At 46.8% G+C, this 17465-nt stretch carries 13 protein-coding genes and 2 tRNA genes; 3 read left to right on the forward strand and 12 right to left on the reverse strand.

The annotated features are described in order from the left end of the window. Positions 1-461: 461 nt before the first annotated feature. From ACJJII_RS20850 to ACJJII_RS20890, 9 genes are all read right to left on the reverse strand, one after another. A complete protein-coding gene (locus tag ACJJII_RS20850) occupies positions 462-761 on the reverse strand; it encodes a hypothetical protein (protein WP_444917581.1) in 300 nt (99 codons plus the stop codon). A 401-nt stretch (positions 762-1162) separates the two neighbouring features. Further along, entirely contained in the window at positions 1163-2032 is an 870-nt protein-coding gene (locus tag ACJJII_RS20855) for an NAD(+) kinase (RefSeq protein WP_444917582.1), read from the reverse strand. A gap of 180 nt (positions 2033-2212) precedes the next feature. Continuing rightward, positions 2213-3190 (reverse strand): 1-aminocyclopropane-1-carboxylate deaminase/D-cysteine desulfhydrase, encoded by a 978-nt coding sequence (locus ACJJII_RS20860; RefSeq protein ID WP_444917583.1) that lies wholly within the window; start codon positions 3188-3190, stop codon positions 2213-2215. Positions 3191-3596: 406 nt separating this feature from the next. Next, positions 3597-3673 (reverse strand) — tRNA-Asp (locus ACJJII_RS20865). Positions 3674-3700: 27 nt separating this feature from the next. Beyond that, positions 3701-3776: transfer RNA gene (locus ACJJII_RS20870), tRNA-Val, on the reverse strand. A gap of 100 nt (positions 3777-3876) precedes the next feature. Continuing rightward, the gene (locus ACJJII_RS20875; protein WP_444917584.1) at positions 3877-6243 is read right to left on the reverse strand and encodes a DUF6351 family protein; all 2367 of its coding nucleotides are present in this window, start codon (positions 6241-6243) and stop codon (positions 3877-3879) included. Between the two features lie 195 nt (positions 6244-6438). Beyond that, entirely contained in the window at positions 6439-7068 is a 630-nt protein-coding gene (cysC, locus tag ACJJII_RS20880; RefSeq protein WP_444917585.1) for an adenylyl-sulfate kinase, read from the reverse strand. A 450-nt stretch (positions 7069-7518) separates the two neighbouring features. Then, positions 7519-9102, reverse strand: coding sequence for a D-arabinono-1,4-lactone oxidase (locus ACJJII_RS20885; RefSeq protein WP_444917586.1), 1584 nt, complete (start codon positions 9100-9102; stop codon positions 7519-7521). A gap of 118 nt (positions 9103-9220) precedes the next feature. Continuing rightward, the gene (locus tag ACJJII_RS20890) at positions 9221-11089 is read right to left on the reverse strand and encodes a carotenoid oxygenase family protein (protein ID WP_444917587.1); all 1869 of its coding nucleotides are present in this window, start codon (positions 11087-11089) and stop codon (positions 9221-9223) included. Positions 11090-11660: 571 nt separating this feature from the next. Here ACJJII_RS20890 and ACJJII_RS20895 point away from each other — a divergent pair. Continuing rightward, a complete protein-coding gene (locus ACJJII_RS20895; protein ID WP_413665310.1) occupies positions 11661-12041 on the forward strand; it encodes a VOC family protein in 381 nt (126 codons plus the stop codon). A gap of 65 nt (positions 12042-12106) precedes the next feature. Here ACJJII_RS20895 and ACJJII_RS20900 read toward each other — a convergent pair whose 3' ends face one another. Both ACJJII_RS20900 and ACJJII_RS20905 read right to left on the reverse strand, forming a co-directional pair. Further along, positions 12107-12877 (reverse strand): hypothetical protein, encoded by a 771-nt coding sequence (locus ACJJII_RS20900; protein WP_444917588.1) that lies wholly within the window; start codon positions 12875-12877, stop codon positions 12107-12109. 135 nt (positions 12878-13012) lie between these two features. Continuing rightward, a complete protein-coding gene (locus ACJJII_RS20905; RefSeq protein WP_444917589.1) occupies positions 13013-14413 on the reverse strand; it encodes an aminotransferase-like domain-containing protein in 1401 nt (466 codons plus the stop codon). Positions 14414-14532: 119 nt separating this feature from the next. On the opposite strand from ACJJII_RS20905, the gene ACJJII_RS20910 reads away from it, so the two are divergent. Continuing rightward, a complete protein-coding gene (locus tag ACJJII_RS20910) occupies positions 14533-15444 on the forward strand; it encodes an EamA family transporter (protein ID WP_444917590.1) in 912 nt (303 codons plus the stop codon). Here the strand turns inward: ACJJII_RS20910 and ACJJII_RS20915 are convergent. Next, positions 15375-16235 carry a LysR family transcriptional regulator gene (locus tag ACJJII_RS20915; RefSeq protein ID WP_444917591.1) on the reverse strand — a complete coding sequence of 287 codons (861 nt, stop codon included), beginning with the start codon at positions 16233-16235 and terminating at the stop codon, positions 15375-15377. The genes ACJJII_RS20910 and ACJJII_RS20915 overlap by 70 nt on opposite strands. Positions 16236-16370: 135 nt before the next feature. Here ACJJII_RS20915 and ACJJII_RS20920 point away from each other — a divergent pair, with 135 nt between their 5' ends. Continuing rightward, positions 16371-17456: an NAD(P)/FAD-dependent oxidoreductase gene (locus ACJJII_RS20920; RefSeq protein WP_444917592.1), complete on the forward strand. Its 1086-nt coding sequence runs from the start codon at positions 16371-16373 to the stop codon at positions 17454-17456. Positions 17457-17465 lie beyond the last annotated feature (9 nt).

The following is a 17465-nucleotide window of genomic DNA, read 5'->3' on the forward strand; positions in this document are numbered from 1 at the left end:
TTAATCAACTGAACTTCAGATGAAAAAGCAGATTATCCCTAGATTGCCAAAATAAGTGACACACGCCTGCCCACTAGAGATTCTAGTGGGCTCAAGTAATTTAGAATTTTTCTTGGGCAAGTATTTATTCGAAACACTGCTTCGTCAATACGACTTTTAGTATCTTGCCAATTTTCATACCCTTCGGAAAGAAACGTCTCAGTAGATCATTCGTGTTTTCGTTTAATCCACGCTCCTAAGAGTGATAAGGCTTTGCAAAATATATTTTGCACTCCAGTTTCTGTGCAATCGATTGATTACCAGCAAACTCCCCTCCGTTATCGAAGGTTATTGTTTTACATATTACCTGATATGACTTCAACATCTGCTTGATTGCCCGACTTACTATCCTCTTACTCTTATTGGGCACCCTACGAGTGAGCAACAATTTAGAGGCTCACTCAACTAAAGTCACAAGATAGCTATCTTGGCCGTAAACCGTATCGCCCCTCCCAGTGGCCGAGCTCGGTATTTCCATCAACAATCGTAGGCCGTTCTTCAACATCAATACGCTCCGGAATGAGCTTTACTCCTGCCTTAGGGCCTGTACGCTTTCGGTAGGCTTTGCCTTTTCGTGGAAGCAGCAGCCTCCAACCAAGCTGAGCCATCCAGCGATAAACAGTAAAACAACTGACCATTTTCTCACATTTCTCAAGCTTCATCCGACCGGCAACTTGTTCGGGGCTAGCGTTTTTTAGCTGATGGTCGATTTGCACCTTCATGACGAAATCAAATTTAGTGTACTTACGAGCCCCGTATCGCCTCTGTAACGCCTGGAGATGAGCGCTTTCAGCACAGTAAGGATGAAAGCGATTAAGCTCTCGCGAGATAGTTTTGTTGGAGCGATTGAGTTGTAGTGCGGTGGCTCAAGCCGAATAGCTCTGTCTATTGAGGACTTCGATCTGGTATCGTTCTTTCAAGGTCAACTGGTTGGTATAAGTTCCCTTGAGGTTTCTGGCTTGTTTGTGTGGAAGCTAACCAGCCTACAGTCAGCTAACCCCCTTTACTATTGCCAAGTGTGTCAGTTGTTATGGGAATCTCGGTTATTTTTGATATATTTTTTTGATAAAAATACATCGGGGCAATATTACAACTGCGAAAATTGTTAGTAAAAAAAGAAACTTCATTCAGCCCACCCCAGCTTAGACCTACAAGTTTCATAAAAATTATGATCAATAGGGTGAATCAATGTAAGGCGATGCGGCTTCTTATGGACTCGAATAACATCTCCAGGCTCCGTTACCACCTGATCATGTCCATCACAAGTAATGTAGGGCTTTGCTACATTTTGCTCCCCCACGATCAACTTGAATTCGCTACTACCTTCCACAACAATCGGGCGACTGCTTAAAGTGTGAGGGTTTAGGGGAACCAGAACTATTGCATCTAACTTAGGATGCATAATGGGCCCCCCCCCGGAGAGCGCATATGCGGTAGAACCCGTTGGGGTCGAAATAATTAGGCCGTCTGATCGCTGCGTATACACAAACTGGCCATCGATATAGAGATCAAACTCTATCATCCTTATAAATTCACCCGGGTGAAGAACCACGTCATTTAATGCCGAGCCCTTCCCAACAGGCCTACCGTCACGCGTGACTGACATATCTAGTAAAAACCGGCTCTCTGCCATGTATTTACCGGACAAGACTTCACCGACCTTTTGCTCTACCTGGTCGGGTGTGATATCTGTAAGGAAACCTAGGCGGCCACGATTAATGCCCAGAAGTGGAACGCTAAAGCGCGCCAGGGATCTGGCCGCACCTAAAAGGCTACCATCTCCTCCAACAACAATAACAAGATCGCACAGCTCGCCCAGTTTATCTCTGTTAGACACCCGCGCGCCATGGGATGAAACACAGGAAGCTGTGCCTTCCTCTAATACCACGCAGTAACCTTCTCTCTCAAGATAAGCTATCAAGCGCTTTAGAGACGAAACCGCGTTTTTACTTTCTGTTCGTCCAATCAGCCCTATATTCTGAAATTCCGACACAACCCCTCCCTTTCGGCACTCCAATTAGCCTTTTAGGCCACAACAACACAGCGTTCCAATAGTACCTTCAGCACCGAGTAAGGCCTGCCAGCACAGAACTGGCTATTATGCCGTAGGCCTATAGATGAGTCGAACGTCGTATTTACATTGATCAGCTAGCTTACGAAAAACAGCAGAAGCTCAAGCGAAACCACGCCGACCTTGCAACCCTCCTGAGTGGATCACCAGTATCTTACTACCGTTTCGAAGCCGCTTATTTTTTGTACTGTTCGATAACGCTAATAGCAACTTGACCGTATAAACTGGGTCTAGTGGAATACCCGTCTCAACTTCAAACTCATCCTGAAACCGCCGTAACATCTCAGGGTATTTCGCATAACCTCCACAATGAAACCCCGAAAGCAGCCAGTGATGAATACTGCCTGCTTCGCCCACAAGAGCCTCATGAGTTGCGTTAAGACGTGCGATTTCTCCCTCCTGCGGCAACCACATAGCAGCACCTCTCGCTATACTGCCTCCCGCCTTTAGCACTTCAACACCCACTGTCGAAATACCCTTGAGGCCTGAGGCTAGCCCCGCGAAAGTCGCTCCAGTACCGCAAGCCGTCCAAACCTGATTAAATCTGACTGGAGCACTCTTTAAAATTATTTCACCTAGAACCCTTGCCCCCCTCACGCCTGCATAGTTAGAGCCTCCCTCGGGCACAAATAACGCCAACTCCTCGTCCACCCCAATTTCACTAATGAAGCCTGCATCCCCTCTTCGACGATATTGCTCTCTGGTTACAAAAATTAACTTCATTCCAAAGCGCTCTGCATCCTGTAAAGTTGCACTTAAGTTCCGCGCTCGCTCCCCCCGAATTACACCCACAGTATCAAAGCCAAAACGAGCCCCTGCAGCTGCAACGGCATGAACATGATTCGACCAAGCACCACCGCAAGTTACAACGGTCTTCAATTGACGAGCCTCTAACTCCAACAGGTTATAAAGAAGTTTATAGGCTTTATTACCAGAGATTAGCGGGTCAAGAAGGTCATCTCTTCTCACCCAAAGCTCTATCCCAGGAAATAGATTACTCCTCACCAACTGATAAGGAACTTCCAACGCAGCCTTTGTAAAAGCATCGACATTCAAACAAGACAAGAAACCAGAACGCATTGAGCTACCACGCAAGACTATTAACTAGAAAAGAATGATAACTGTGTATCGCATAACATATACAAACATCAAGCCTGGGAAACGCGCCCCTACAAGCCTCACGGACATTCAAAACCCGCGGAGATATTTCAGAGTTGTCCAGAGATTCCTAGGATACCCCTCATCATAGAGGTCGGAAACTTTCGCGAAAATGATAGAAATGATGCTCATAGCCTTTTCGAAAAAATGAAAGAAAAGCTTGAGCCAAACAAGAAGAATGGACTACCTACATAGAGAGCACTAACCCAAGCCCTACACGAACCTGTTGCCCATAAAAATCTGCGCCAATCACAAGATTCAGCAATAACACTAAACCAACAACAGCCAGACACAAAAAAGCCCTCACATGTGAGGGCTTTTTTGTGTCTGGCGGACCGGACGGGACTCGAACCCGCGACCTCCGGCGTGACAGGCCGGCATTCTAACCAACTGAACTACCGGTCCTCGGTAGAAAACTTCCTCTATGGAAGTTGGTGGGTGGTACAGGGGTCGAACCTGTGACCTACGGCTTGTAAGGCCGTCGCTCTCCCAACTGAGCTAACCACCCGGTGCTCTTTATTTTAGGGGCCGTGCCCCCTTGAGCGAGGCGCATATTACCCGACTGTAGATTTCTGTCAACAATTTTCGCGCCAAATAATCATGTCTGATTAATTTCCATCCGATTCGTCTGGTAATGAGACAGGGACCCCCCTTATTTCCGCCTCTTCAGTACTTGCCCCCTGCAAGACCTTACCCTGCCGATAGTCTGGGTCTAGCAGGTGCCCAGCTATCTTTACAGGGATCCCCCTCGGTATCAGCTGCTCTTTTGGGCGGGCCAAGTCTTGCTCGTTGTAATTACACACACCGGTAGGAAATATTCTCTTTAGATCTGCCACACGACTGGAAATTTCCTCAGTGAATGGACCGTAGATCCCCTTCGCCAGCGCCCGCTCAACCGGCTGTAGAGCGCACTTAAAGACATCATCGGTCACCGGTGCCCCCGCCACTTGCCTTGATGTACTATGAATCGGGTATACCCTCATACACTTCCCGGGAGCCTGGCTATTCCAGGGGCCATTCCAGACCTTGTCTCCAGACGCTAGCAAATTTCCTTCCTTGTCAAAGCATCGATCATTGGCGTCATCCGGGCGGTTTTCCACTACACCTTTACCAGGGTTTTCTATGATGCTCTGCATCCAACGGTCAACTAAATCCAGCGCCTCATGCAGCGGGTTGTAGCCTTTGTCACTCATCCAAATCAGTTGATTCTCCGCATGTCCACGGGCACGCCGAATACGCTCGCGTGCAGAAAAAGAGGCAGAGCTGTGGTGCATATCAGGCTCTTTATCGAGGTAGTGCCGCAAATCAATAATAGGAATCTCTACATCCCCCAGGAAAACGTGCCCGGAACGATATATTCCATTAATAGCCTCTAGACTTGCGCGGCTGCGCTTCGCCGGCTTTTGGAGTGTTCCCATATTGAGGTTTTGCTCGCTCCAAAGGGACAAGCGAACCGGAAACATATTCCCATTCATAAACCACAACTGCTCTTGACTCTGGTCTTCTGGCGCTTTCCAGCCACCTACAGCAGCATTGACTCGTAAAAATGTATCTATATTGATTTCGCCGTTCACCAGGGCTTTCAGGCCGTACTGAACCCCCTCATTATCCCAAGAACTATTTGCGTACCCTGATGCGTTTGCACCATAAAACTTGCGAAGGTCCTCCCAGTGCGTCCAATGCACTTTTGGGACAACCTCAGCAGCGAAACTCTTAGCAAAGTGAACAAAGTTAGGGTTATTAACCAACGGTACTAAGCCTCGCCACCCTTCGACGCATTCAGTAGTTCCCTGCATCCTATCTCGGTAGCGACTATCAAAAATCCCAGCAAAAAAGCTCAACACTCCAAATTTACTTGAACCATTCTCACTGGCAGCTAACCCCTGGATAACCGTGCGCTCCTCTGCTTTTTTCCAGCGCTGATTCTGCCTATCCACAATGTCAAAGAAGTACTCCAGTGGCTCACAGTCGAAGGCATAGATCGTTTGGGACACCATATCTGGGTAGGAATACAAGGGGATAGCGGCATCTAAGAGGCCCGGTGCATTCTGCGCAAATAGATACTGCTGGATCGCTCCGCCTGACCCCCCAATACCAACGGTGTACATTGGCTCCCCATATAACGAAACAAATTGCTTTTTCACCCTACGAGCAGTGTCTTCTGCCAGCCACATGTTATAGTGGTTTCTAGTCTGATTGGCAGTCGAATAGACAATCGCATAACCGCGCGCAAGCTCATCCATTCGCCGCGTGGTGATATCTCCTTTGTTGATTTTTCCCTGGCGCCCTCCAATGCCTACGCCACCACGAAACTGATAGATCAGCCGCTTATTCCAGTTACTACCACTTGGCCTACCTGCAGACTCACCCTCTCCCCTTAATACTGCTATTGCATAAAAGTGACGGTTGATCGTGCCTGTCTCTACACGAACAATAAAATCTACCTGCTTCCCGTTTACCGTCATCTTATCGATATCATTTCTGGCCTCATGCATATAGTGAAACTGACCATCAGTGGTACTACGGTAAAAATAGGTAACCTCTGTAGCGTGGCTGCAATCCCGGCTATACCCAATAACCTCTTTTGTCTTCCTGCCCTTATCATTTAGAGCAAAGATAGGCACCCCTTCCCCATCCTGATTGTCTACCAAGGGCTGCTTATTGGTAATATTGTTTTTCCCGCAATATAAAGGGTACCTGGCTGGACCACTGAATAGCGTCTCTACAGGCCCCACTTCTCCCAAGCCAATAGGAAATGGGAAGTATTCAGGCGGGCGGGACATCATTCGGGGATGAGGGCCGGAATAAGCTGGCGCAGGTTGATAGTCCAGCACCCCTTCAGGAACCTTTAACACCGGAGCATTTACGCTCCCGTGGACTTTTGGCAGCTGGTTATACCCATACCAAGCTGCTGCCCCCAGGCCCACTAGCACTAAGAGCAAAATAGAGAGTATCCAGCCTCTCCTAACGGACATAAGCGCCTCCACAGGAAACATCACTTTCTGTACTGCTTGAGTATATGAACGGATGTCCAAGGCTACTGGCAGTTGGCGCCGAGGAAGACTTAAAGAGAGGCAGGACTTGTAGAGCGGTGCGCAGAAGCGCAAATATCTTTAGGACAAAAACAAAAAAAGGGGATCTAATGATCCCCTTTTCGAAAGCAGTACCGACTAGTCTTTAGCGATAATACCTTTCTCCTGGAGAGTGGAGAGAATCACTTCTACTTCCTCCTCAAGAGTCATTTCAGCAGTATTCAGGTGCAACTCCGGTGAAACAGGTGCCTCATAGGGATCATCAATACCGGTAAAACCTTTGATCTCACCTGCGCGAGCTTTCTTATACAAGCCTTTGGGGTCGCGTGCCTCAGCCTCTTTCAGCGGGCAGTCTACGAACACTTCCATATAAGGCAGGTCGCCAGCCTCGTGCATTTTCCTTACCATGTCGCGATCTTCACGATACGGACTAATAAAGCTAGATAGAACAACAACCCCAGTATCTGCAAATAACTTGGAAATTTCGCCTACACGGCGGATATTTTCCTGGCGGTCCTCAGCTGAGAAGCCAAGGTTAGAGTTGATACCCAGGCGAATGTTATCTCCATCAAGTCGGTAGCTCAGTACTCCGCGACTAGCTAGAGCCCTCTCGACAGCAACCGCTACAGTACTCTTTCCAGAGCCCGACAGACCAGTGAACCAAAGGGTCACACCTTTATGGCCAAGGATGCTCGCTCGGTTCTCACGGGTGACATCACCCTCATGCCAATGTACATTGGTCGCTTTTTTTTCAACTGTAGTTGTCACTGATCACTCCAAGTCCTGGAAAACGCTCTGAACATCTCGGATTCAATAGTCTTGAAACCAGACACATTCGATGCAACAGAGCTTTATCCACTAATGTAATTAATCTCCCAGTATAACGTTTAACTCCTTACTAATCTATGAGGATAAAGCTATGTGAGAGGTGATTCATTTAGGGTACTGGTAGGAGAATTAAAACCTGAGACGAGTATGCCAACAAATTAAAATTCTAACTTACTAAACTCGTACTCTAATTCCAATACATCGATTCACTAAGCAGCGGACCTGTAGTGCTATCTTTTACAAATAAGATATTTAAGCCTATTTCTGTCAACTATCTAACCAACGTAAAGCTAGTATTTGCAGTTTACAGCTTGTGGCTTAACCACAATCAAATAATTCCAGAAAAAGACTCTAATCGGAGGTGAGGGGGTGCCCCCCCTTTTTTTTAGCTTAATCAGCTTTACAAATCCTTGCGTCTGAATACCAAACTCCCGCTTGGCAGCTAGCACCCTCCTCACAGTGTTCATCTGTTTGACAATAGCACTGACCATCGGGATTGCAGCCAGGGGTTAAATAGTTTTCCAAAGGATCAGCCCCACTTACCCGATTCCAAAAGGGGTTGGAAAATATATTGTTTGGGTCCAACTCTTCTTTAACATCCATAAACTGGGACCACTTGGGGAAACGCTCAGCCATGTCCTCAAAAATAGCGACTGAATTCTTACCCCAATGAGGTCTGGCTCCATACTTCCGGAGAGACATCTGCTCAATTTCCAAATTGACAAAGTAGTTCTTTGGCACAGCTTCACCTCGTTGACGAAGGGTATACTCAATCCCCACAAACGCTGTGTCACGGCCTGCTGTCATCCCTAAATAGCTATCGGAAGCCTTGCCAAAACGGAAATAAATACCATTCAGCGGAAAACAGGTTTTTTCACTATTTGCAATAATCTGGCGGACATCCGCAATCCAGTTGGGCAGTTCTTCAAATGGAATCGCGACTTCCTGAAGTGCAATTGGAAGGTTATCCCAGACACATTTGTCTGGCTCTTTACATACGAAATGTTGCATCAGGTCCGCATGTCCAGTGGGCTTAATAAACTTTTTCAAGCCTGAATCAACGTCCCTGAAATAGGAACTGGAGCGAGCAGTATGGCGAAGAGAAGCTGCAAAACACTGCAATGCGGCACTATCGGCTTCATGAAGGCTATCAAATATCAGTCCGAATAAATATTCGGAAAAGTCCGATACATCTGCCTGAGCATTGTAGGCATTACCCTTAGTCGACAAAGGTACCTTGTTGTAAGTTGTTACAGTATAGCGCCCTAATCCCGGGAACCAGGCAACATTAGCTGAATGATTATCTCGAGCTAAATCAAGAACAACCTCCTCCAGCTCGTCATCGCTGTGATACCCCTTTACTTTTGCTTGTACCTTATAGCCAGGCTCAACCTCTATGGTCACTTCAACAACTACGCCCAAAACACCTAGGTTTACCCTGGCGGCATTGAGCATCTCACCATTGATTACTCGTAAGTCCCCATTGCCATCAACCAACTTCAATTCGGTGACATAATCAGAGATCATGCTGCTTTTTTGTGTAAAAGTTGAACCGTGAGTACCGCTTCCCAGCATACCGCCTATCGTGAATATAGCCAGCTCTGTCACCATGGGCACACTTAGTTCATGCTCTCGAAGATAGGCGGTCAAATCCCGGAATCTCATACCAGCCTGGACAGTAACCAACAGGTTATCTTTGTCCAGGCTAACGACCTGATCCATATTTTCCAGAGTGATTTGCACCTCTCCATTTCCTGCACAGGCCGCATCAATCTGACTATTGAATCGGCGACTCCCTGTCATCACTTTACGGCCTTGATCCGCTGCATCACGTACTATCTGCTGAACTTCATCAATACTGGTCGGATCATGGATAACACCAGGGAAACAATCCTGTGTATCCTGGTAGTTTTTTAATACCTCAGGCACTTCAATTGGCGGCGGTAGCTGTTCTGCAACACTTGTAGCAGCCATGAAAACGCCTGCTATACAAAGAGCTTTTCTACACCACCTCAATAAATGCTTGGATTTGGTTATTATTTCTGCACACATACCTAAACTCCCTTTATTGCATTAACGTAGACTGGATAAATCAACCAAAACGGGGAAGCAGCTCCCCTTCGATAATGTCCCGAACATTACTGCTGTGATCAGGCGCTTTACTGCGAAGAAAATCAGCATAATTTGACCGGTAGGCTGATAAAGGGCGACGACCAATGGATGGCACCCACAGTGCATGATTCGTGGTTGCAAATTCCAGTGATCTGTTAGCTAGGATACAAATTGGCCCACCGCTGAGACGTGCCGCATCAAAAATCCAAAACTCTTTACCATTGGAATCGGATGTCGTTGGATATTTGCGTACAACTGCTGCAATCACATAACCGTCGTTCTGGGCCGTGGAGCCCGGGCGGGCCATAAATTGCGGTGTACGCATTACGCAATCTTCTGGGAACTGAAAGGCATCCGCAATTTTCATATTGACGCAGTCCATATGAATCAAGGCAGAGGGACGACTTTCTTCAGGCATATTCCAATAGCCGTAGTGGCGCTCAGGATAATCGCGATATGCCCAGGAAACCCGCATAGATATATGGTCAGGCCTGTAACCCACAGCAGCCCAATAAAGGTGCTCAAAGGTATCAGGGAACTGGAAGTGCCCACGGTAAGCCGGATCATTCATATCCCAGGAAAGCGCATCATCCCGAATAACCCGGTAATCTTCTTTTATCTCAATAGCTGAATTTGAGTTGACTCGAATCCGGGCACGTACCAAACCTCCAACATCCAGCGGTGCTGCAGGGAATCCGGACAACCACTTGGGCACCAAACCTCCCTTCTGCAGGATTTCAAAGCGGAATAACTGCTCAGATTTATCCATTGCCCCCATATATTGGCCATACAGGGTAATCTCACCCGCATTGTCATCGTAGTTGCAGACAATGTCCGACGTATCAAAGCCGAGCTCCAGGTAATCTGCGATAATAGTATCAGCACCCGGCACCATATCGGCCTTCCGAATAACCCAACACCGGGTCCGGTGTTCTTGAGGCAGAACTATTCTTGTTCCAATAATTCGGGTAGATTCAACTCTCGCTGCAGTTTCAAAGACAATGATATGATTTCGCGTTACGCCAAGAGAGTGTGAGCTTGCAGCAATATAGGCGTTGTTACCCTGACGATCCCGAATGTTCCAACTTTCAAATGTACCCTCTCGATCCCAGCGAATTAATCGAATAAATCCTGAGCTACCAGAATCACCAATATTTCCACCATAGTTGATGGTGATACAGTTACCTGTTTCCAGATCAAAGAAAGGGTGACCGGTGGTCCGAACCTGGGGAAATAGCCACTTTTCTGGGGTTAGATTTTCAAGCAGCGGAGGTAAGCTCGATTTCCATTCATCCACTTCTCCAATAGGGGTTACCATCTCTAGAGTTGTAGCATCAAACTCATAGGGCATACCCCCTTCATAGCTCATTGCAAAACGGTTATCTCCCATGTAGTTGGGGGCCGTATTGCAGTAGTTCATAAATCCCAGATTCGGGCTTGAGTATATTGTCCCACCTAACAAATTGAATTTATCAAAACCTGTTAAATCCTGCTCCTGCATTATCGCAGACGCGGTACGTATCATTTTTCGGGTATAGGGAACTTCACTGTTATTGCTCCGCCCAGTAAAGTCGAGCCGGGTCAAAGCTCCCTTTCCATTAGGTGTAAGATGGTTGGACGCCAGAGGAATACCCTCAGCCATAAGAAGATGGCCAATAACATCATCAGGTAAGATTCCATGTATTACACTGAGCACTCCGGAGGAATCTGATAGATCACCAACCATTATTGACTCTGGGAAACTAGAGCCATCCAAAGCATTACTTGTTCCAGCCTTAGCTGATGCCACTCCCATAAGCGGTGATGCAGACATTACACCTGCAGCCTTCAATAGATCTCGACGCTTCATTTTTTATCCCTAAAAAATACGGCCGACAGCTTAACCTGACCATAAAATTAAATTTTTTAATGAAATAATTGGCGCAATTTACACCCAAAGTAAACCTTTAAGCGAAAACCGTTTATTATTTTTTATCAAATCAAACCTCCAGAATTTTAACCCCTTAAAATTCACACTATCAACCTATATACCACAACAAAAATAAACCAAATCAGAAAATAAAATCTATCAAACAGAACAAAAAATAAATACCAGCCAGTCAAGCAAAAAAAATATCGATAAGAAATCCGATATCACCCGAATTAGCCACCACATTAGTATCAACAACAGAATTTAAAATAAATATTAATAATCATTGAATCGCACAATATTTAATATATCTGTGAGGCATCTCATATATAAACCGCAATAGATAGAAAGCTGCACCAGTCCACACACCCTGAGAGGTACAGCCTGGAGGTAACGGATATACGAACAATTCTATTAGGCAATGAGTGAATGATTATTCATTGATGTTTAATAGTATTGGTATACAATCTTTCACGCACAACTACCCTAAAATTAATTTAAGGTGACATCAATGTTTAGTCATATTATGGTCGGGGCCAACGATATCGAGGAATCAAAGGTATTTTACGATTCCACTTTTGGAATATTGGGTTACAAACCCGGCACTATTGATGATCGTGGCCGCTGCTTCTATTTTAATGACAACGGTATTTTTGCCATCACCAAACCCATCAATGGGGAGCCCGCAAGCCATGGCAACGGCAGCACTATTGGCTTTACAGTAAACAGTTCTGAAGAAGTTGATGCCTGGCATGCTGCGGGTATTGCCAACGGTGGTACCAGCTGCGAAGAGCCCCCAGGCGTGCGGGATAGCGCCGTAGGCCCAATCTACCTCGCCTACTTACGAGACCCTGCTGGCAATAAGCTCTGCGCACTGTATAGAGCAAGCTAATTAGGGTTCGCAATCAGGTGCCTCCCTTTACAGGGAGGCGCTTTAGAATTGGACTAATAGAGCAATCAGTCCCAGCGGTTGAAAATAACGTGCATGCCGTGATGATCGTCACTCACGAATACGAAATAGCCGGCGCCAGTATGTGCAGTTGCGCACACCTTCGTCCCCTGGGAAGTCTCAGAACACTGCATTTTGTAGGCTTCAATTCCCGAAGTATCGTATTCACACTGACTGTATTGGCTGTCAAGAGTTTGCACTAAATCGCGGCTGCTCCTTGCCAATACATAGCGGTAATCACCAAAGTAGCGATAGTTATAGGCATCCAGGTAATATGCCTGGGAATCAATACCCCCTTCCAGAAGCTCGCTATAGCAGAGTTCAGGTCTGGCCATCCACAGAGTTTCCTGATCATTCGAAGAATGTATTCCTGGCCAGTTCTGTTGATCATGTTGAGAGAGTACTACGTTGGTTGAATCAACATAGTCTTTCACAATGACGTAATCACCTTCATCACTTTCTATTCTGCAAACCGGTGCACCGCCAATAAAATTATCACACTGAACCATATCCAGGCTGACTTTAGTTGTCTCCCCGGCACAGTCTTCTGCAAAGCTTTCAGCCCAGTATTGCACAGCCTTAACTGCATACTCTCGAGAGTCTTCTATTTCATAATAGAAATCTGAAAAGATGCGATAAACCTCGCGATCATTAGTATTGCTTGCAGAAGCTGCTACAGAACACTGACTAAACTTAGGCAGTTCAAAAGTCTGTTCTGCTTGAGCGGGAACCGCACCGGCAATAGCAATCGCTGCTGTAAAAGTGGCAAGAGTTTTCATGAGATGTCCTCCGTGAACAATCATCCTAAAAGGGACGCGGATTCTAGCAGAGGAAAAATAACTATCAAAAGCGGTGTAACGATATGAAAGTTCAGGTACCTTCTTCCAAGGTTGTGAATATCTGAATAATATTAATTATCGGCATGAGTGAGTTAACTCGATAAAACGTTCCAACTGAAATCCGGCCTCAGCCTTCCCTCCATCTTTACCTTCAAGCGGCCAACCACAATTCACCCGCACACAATCACCGTAGAGATCAAGCGTGCTAAAATCTGCACCGCCCAACAAGGCTATATTTTCTTCGGAAGCCATACGGCAAAGACTCCGGCTATCCAACCCTGGGATCTGCAACCAAATCACCATTCCTCCATGGGGATCACTGATGCGCGATTCATCGGGCAAGTTTGAACTTAAGTAGTTGCGATAGGATGCGACCTGGAAGGCAAGCTTTTGCCTGAGCCCCTGCACATGACGGGAGTATTGATTGGTACCGATGAAATCAGCTACCGCTAATTGGACGGGCAAGTTCACACCGAAACTTTCGGTAAATAGATAGCGTTCATATTGTTTTCGATACCTTCCTGGTAAGCACCACCCCAGTCGATAGCCTGCGCTTAATGTCTTGGAGATAGAGCCACACCAAAGCACATACCCGCTCCGGTCCCAGTAGCGAACGGGCATGGGCAGACTTCTTTGAAATCCGAGTTCCAAATACACATCATCCTCGATAATTGGAACCCGATATTTACCAGCCAGTGCGGCCAGGTTCTCTTTCTGCTCTGAACTCAGGGACACGCCCGTAGGATTCATATGACTGCTGCTAAAAAGACCCGCTTGGACCAATCCCTGCTGCATATAGCGCTCTAGCTGTGCAAGGTCTAAGCCGTTTTCAACAGTCGGTATCTCAACAACTTTTCGCCCCATCAAAGCCAACAGATTAAGAAGACCGTTGTAACAAGGAGAACTGATCGCAACCGCTTCACCGGGCTTAGTCGTAATGGCAATCGCTGTGCGGACGGCATCCATACAACCATTCGTCACTACTAATTCATTGGCAGAGAAATGCAAATCATAACTGGCAAAGTGTGCGCTAAGCGCACTGCGCAAAAGCGGCTCCCCTGAGGAAACCGGATAGCCATGCATACTGGCGCCAGCCTCTCGGGTTGCCCGCCGCATACTGCGCTCCAGGGAATCCAACGGCAATAGATCTGGGGATAAAGACGCAACACCCAATGGCCCTGTTCCCAACCCACGGAAATAGTAATCGTGACTTACTGGATCTGTTGTTCGGCAGGTAAATGCGGGCATTATGGGAGGCGGGTTACTGCTGGGAGGAACTGAGGCAAAGAATCCAGATTGCGGTCGAACCTTCGCCCAGCCCAGCTCCTCCAGCAAGTAGTAGGTGCTTTGGGCTGTTGTCAGGCTCACTTCGTTTTGTGCAGCGAACCGCCTGAGGGACGGTAGTTTATGACCGCTTGGTATTCTCCCTGACTGAATATCCTCAATACAGCGTTCGGCAAGCTCTTTATACCGCACCTATCCCCTCTCCGATTCCGTCTCCGCCCAAACTGTATACCTATTTTATACAAAAATTGCATCTGTATACCTTTTTTCATTTCTTGGATAGTTAGCCCCGAGACAAATTGGAGGGGCTGATGCGGTACTCGGATTTATTACTTGGTGTGCTACTAATGGCAATGTGGGGATTCAACTTCATTGTTATTCAGATGGGAACGGAAGATCTGGACCCACTCCTTCTGGTGGCTTTACGCTTTTCTTTGGCCGCCTTTCCGGCAGTGCTTTTCGTTTCCAGGCCGACAGTCAGCTGGAAGTACGTTCTGGCCTACAGCCTGACTTTTGGCTGTGGGGTTTGGGGGATGGCCACCTGGGCAATCTCTAGCGGACTCTCTGCGGGAATGGCCTCACTTCTTTTGCAAGTAAATGTTGCGATTAGCTTACTATTCGGCTGGGTATTCCTGAAAGAAAAGATTATCCCGCAGAAAGCTCTTGGGGCTCTACTTGCCTTGGGAGGGCTGCTGCTAAGTTTGATGGTTGAAGATGGCACTGTGCCCCTGATCAGTATTGCACTTATCTTAATAGCGGCTACCAGCTGGAGCATCAGTGGGCTCATTGTAAAGGCCAGTGGCACACAGCAAGTATTTAGCTTTATTGTCTGGGGGCTATTATTTGCACCGTTACCACTGTTCGCTGCTACCTATATTCAAGATGGTGCGGATGTATTTTATGAAATTCAAAACAACCTTAGTGGAAAGTTGATTTTCTCCATATTATTTCAGGCCTACCCAACCACTCTGCTGGGATACTGGTTCTGGAACCGGTTAATCGTTAAGTACCCGCTGTCTACTGTTGCACCTTTAGGTTTACTCTGCCCCGTTTTTGGACTCTTTTTCAGCTGGTTATTAACTGGTGAATCGATTGGCCCCGAAAAGTTAATGGCCGCTATTATGATTTTCTCTGGGCTGGCGCTTGGTATTGTTCATTTTCGCCAGAGCTTTAAGATGCTAAGAAACTCACGGATTTTTGGCATGTTAAACATATCGCGATGAACAAGTATCCAAGTTGAGACTTGCCAGCTTTCAGGCGTAGGAATCTCAATAATGTCTTCAAATTTTTTAGCCAGGATTCTCGGCATGGCGCCAATACCGCAGCCTGAAAGCACTGCCTGGTTAAGAATTTGCTGACTGGAAGCAGTCAGCACAATCTTTTGATCGGGAATATGATTATAAATCCATTCATTCCAGCCAAAGTGTAACGGGCGATCACCTAGAGCCAGAAACCTGTGCTCTTGGAGATTACTTTTATCGGGAAGCCCATACTCTTCAATATAGGATTTGTGTGCATAGAAAACGAATTCTGTAGTGAAAAATGGCAGCACGATATTATCGGGTGTCGTTGGTTTCTCGCCGACACGAATCGCAATATCAGCTTCACCGTACTCCAGGTTAAAATTGCGCAGGTCCCCGATTAAATTTACGAGCATCCCTGGGTGCTGGGTCTGGTACTGCCTAATGAGCGGCATCAACAGGTCTACCATTTCGCCGACAGAGGTGATGGTGAGGTTGCCTTGCAAATTCTGCTCTTTGCTTTGTAACCGCGAGGACAACTGGGAAAAATGGCTGTCCGTCACCTCCCCCAGTCGCATAACCTCCAGCCCCGCCTCCGTTGGAATATAGCCTTTGTCATTGCGCTGAAATAGTACAACCCCAAGGCTCTCCTCCAGTACATTAATATGGCGCATCACGGTGGACCTATGAATACCAATCTCCTGGGCCGTTGCACTCAGAGTGCCCAGCTTGGCCAGCTTATAAGCGGTCCTTAACTCAGTCCATTTATCCATTATTTACCTCAAGCCCCCCATGCTCAACATGTGCAAATATGCACATCAGAGTCTCATAATCACACATTCACAGCATATTCGCTACACCATAAAATGGATTCAAATGACCTGTACACCCTCTAATGGTTGAAAAATATGGTAATTAAAGCGGAAGTATTGATAGTAGGCGGTGGTTTCGCCGGTGTGTCTGTCGCGCAAGCACTGGAAAGACATGGGCTCCATACCATTCTGGTAGACAAAAAAGATTATTTTGAAGTCACTTTTGCCACCTTGCGCAATGTAACCGATCCATCCAGTACCGGGAATCAAGCGCGCAAGTACTATCGGGATTTTTTCTATGGCCGCTTCATCCAGGGGGATGTAATGGAAATGTCTGCGAAATCAGCGCGTTTGGCAGATGGAACAGAGTTACATTTCAACAGTGCCATACTCGCCTCCGGCACCCGATATCCGAGTATGCCAATGGCCAAATCCCTTTGCGCAATGGATATTCAATCTCGGAACCAAGAACTGTTGAACGAGCATCAGCGACTGAAACAAGCAAGGAAAGTCATGGTGATAGGTGGAGGGGTCGTTGGTGTCGAATTGGCAGGAGAGATCGCGCACGCTATGCCGAGCACTCACGTAATTCTGACACACAATAAAGAGGTCTTATTGGACAACTTCAAGCCTAAAGCACAGATCAAAGCCCAGAGACAATTAGAGAATTTAGGTGTAGAAATTCAGTTTAACAGCCGCTACCAAAATCAAAATGGCCGCTATATAAATCTCAACAATGGCCAAGCCAGCGATGCAGACCTGGTTTTTGAAGCAATTGGTGCGCTGCCCAACAATGATTACCTAAAACCGCACTTAGCGCATATCCTTAATGAGCAGGGATTTGTGAAAGTCGATAACAGACTTCAAGTTATTGACGAACCAAGCTTGTATGCACTCGGAGACATTGCCGATATTGGTGAGGCCAAACTGGGCTACCTCGCCTCTCAGCAAGGTGAATACCTGGCAAAGGCCATCGCCAGAAATAGAAAAGGAAAAAGTACCAAAAGCTATAAACGAAACCCACTAATGGCACTAGTTCCCATTGGCCAGAAGCAAGGATTAGTGCAGCTACCTTTCGCAGTAACAACCTGCAACCACCTCGTGCGGTTGAAGCAGAAAGACCTATTCATTAATAAGGTTTATCGTGGGTTTGGCACTCAGCCAAATGCCCAGCTCTCTTAGTTCGGGCTA

It is taken from the genome of Microbulbifer maximicatervae (SeqCode) (assembly GCF_052467825.1).

Coding starts and splice junctions, on each gene's coding strand:
- ACJJII_RS20860 (WP_444917583.1), bottom strand. CDS start 3,190: ATGCGTTCTGGTTTCTTGTCTTGTTTGAATGTCGATGCTTTTACAAAG.
- ACJJII_RS20915 (WP_444917591.1), bottom strand. CDS start 16,235: ATGGATAAATGGACTGAGTTAAGGACCGCTTATAAGCTGGCCAAGCTG.
- ACJJII_RS20875 (WP_444917584.1), bottom strand. CDS start 6,243: ATGTCCGTTAGGAGAGGCTGGATACTCTCTATTTTGCTCTTAGTGCTA.
- ACJJII_RS20900 (WP_444917588.1), bottom strand. CDS start 12,877: ATGAAAACTCTTGCCACTTTTACAGCAGCGATTGCTATTGCCGGTGCG.
- ACJJII_RS20910 (WP_444917590.1), top strand. CDS start 14,533: ATGCGGTACTCGGATTTATTACTTGGTGTGCTACTAATGGCAATGTGG.
- ACJJII_RS20895 (WP_413665310.1), top strand. CDS start 11,661: ATGTTTAGTCATATTATGGTCGGGGCCAACGATATCGAGGAATCAAAG.
- ACJJII_RS20885 (WP_444917586.1), bottom strand. CDS start 9,102: ATGGCTGCTACAAGTGTTGCAGAACAGCTACCGCCGCCAATTGAAGTG.
- ACJJII_RS20920 (WP_444917592.1), top strand. CDS start 16,371: ATGGTAATTAAAGCGGAAGTATTGATAGTAGGCGGTGGTTTCGCCGGT.
- ACJJII_RS20850 (WP_444917581.1), bottom strand. CDS start 761: ATGAAGGTGCAAATCGACCATCAGCTAAAAAACGCTAGCCCCGAACAA.
- ACJJII_RS20890 (WP_444917587.1), bottom strand. CDS start 11,089: ATGAAGCGTCGAGATCTATTGAAGGCTGCAGGTGTAATGTCTGCATCA.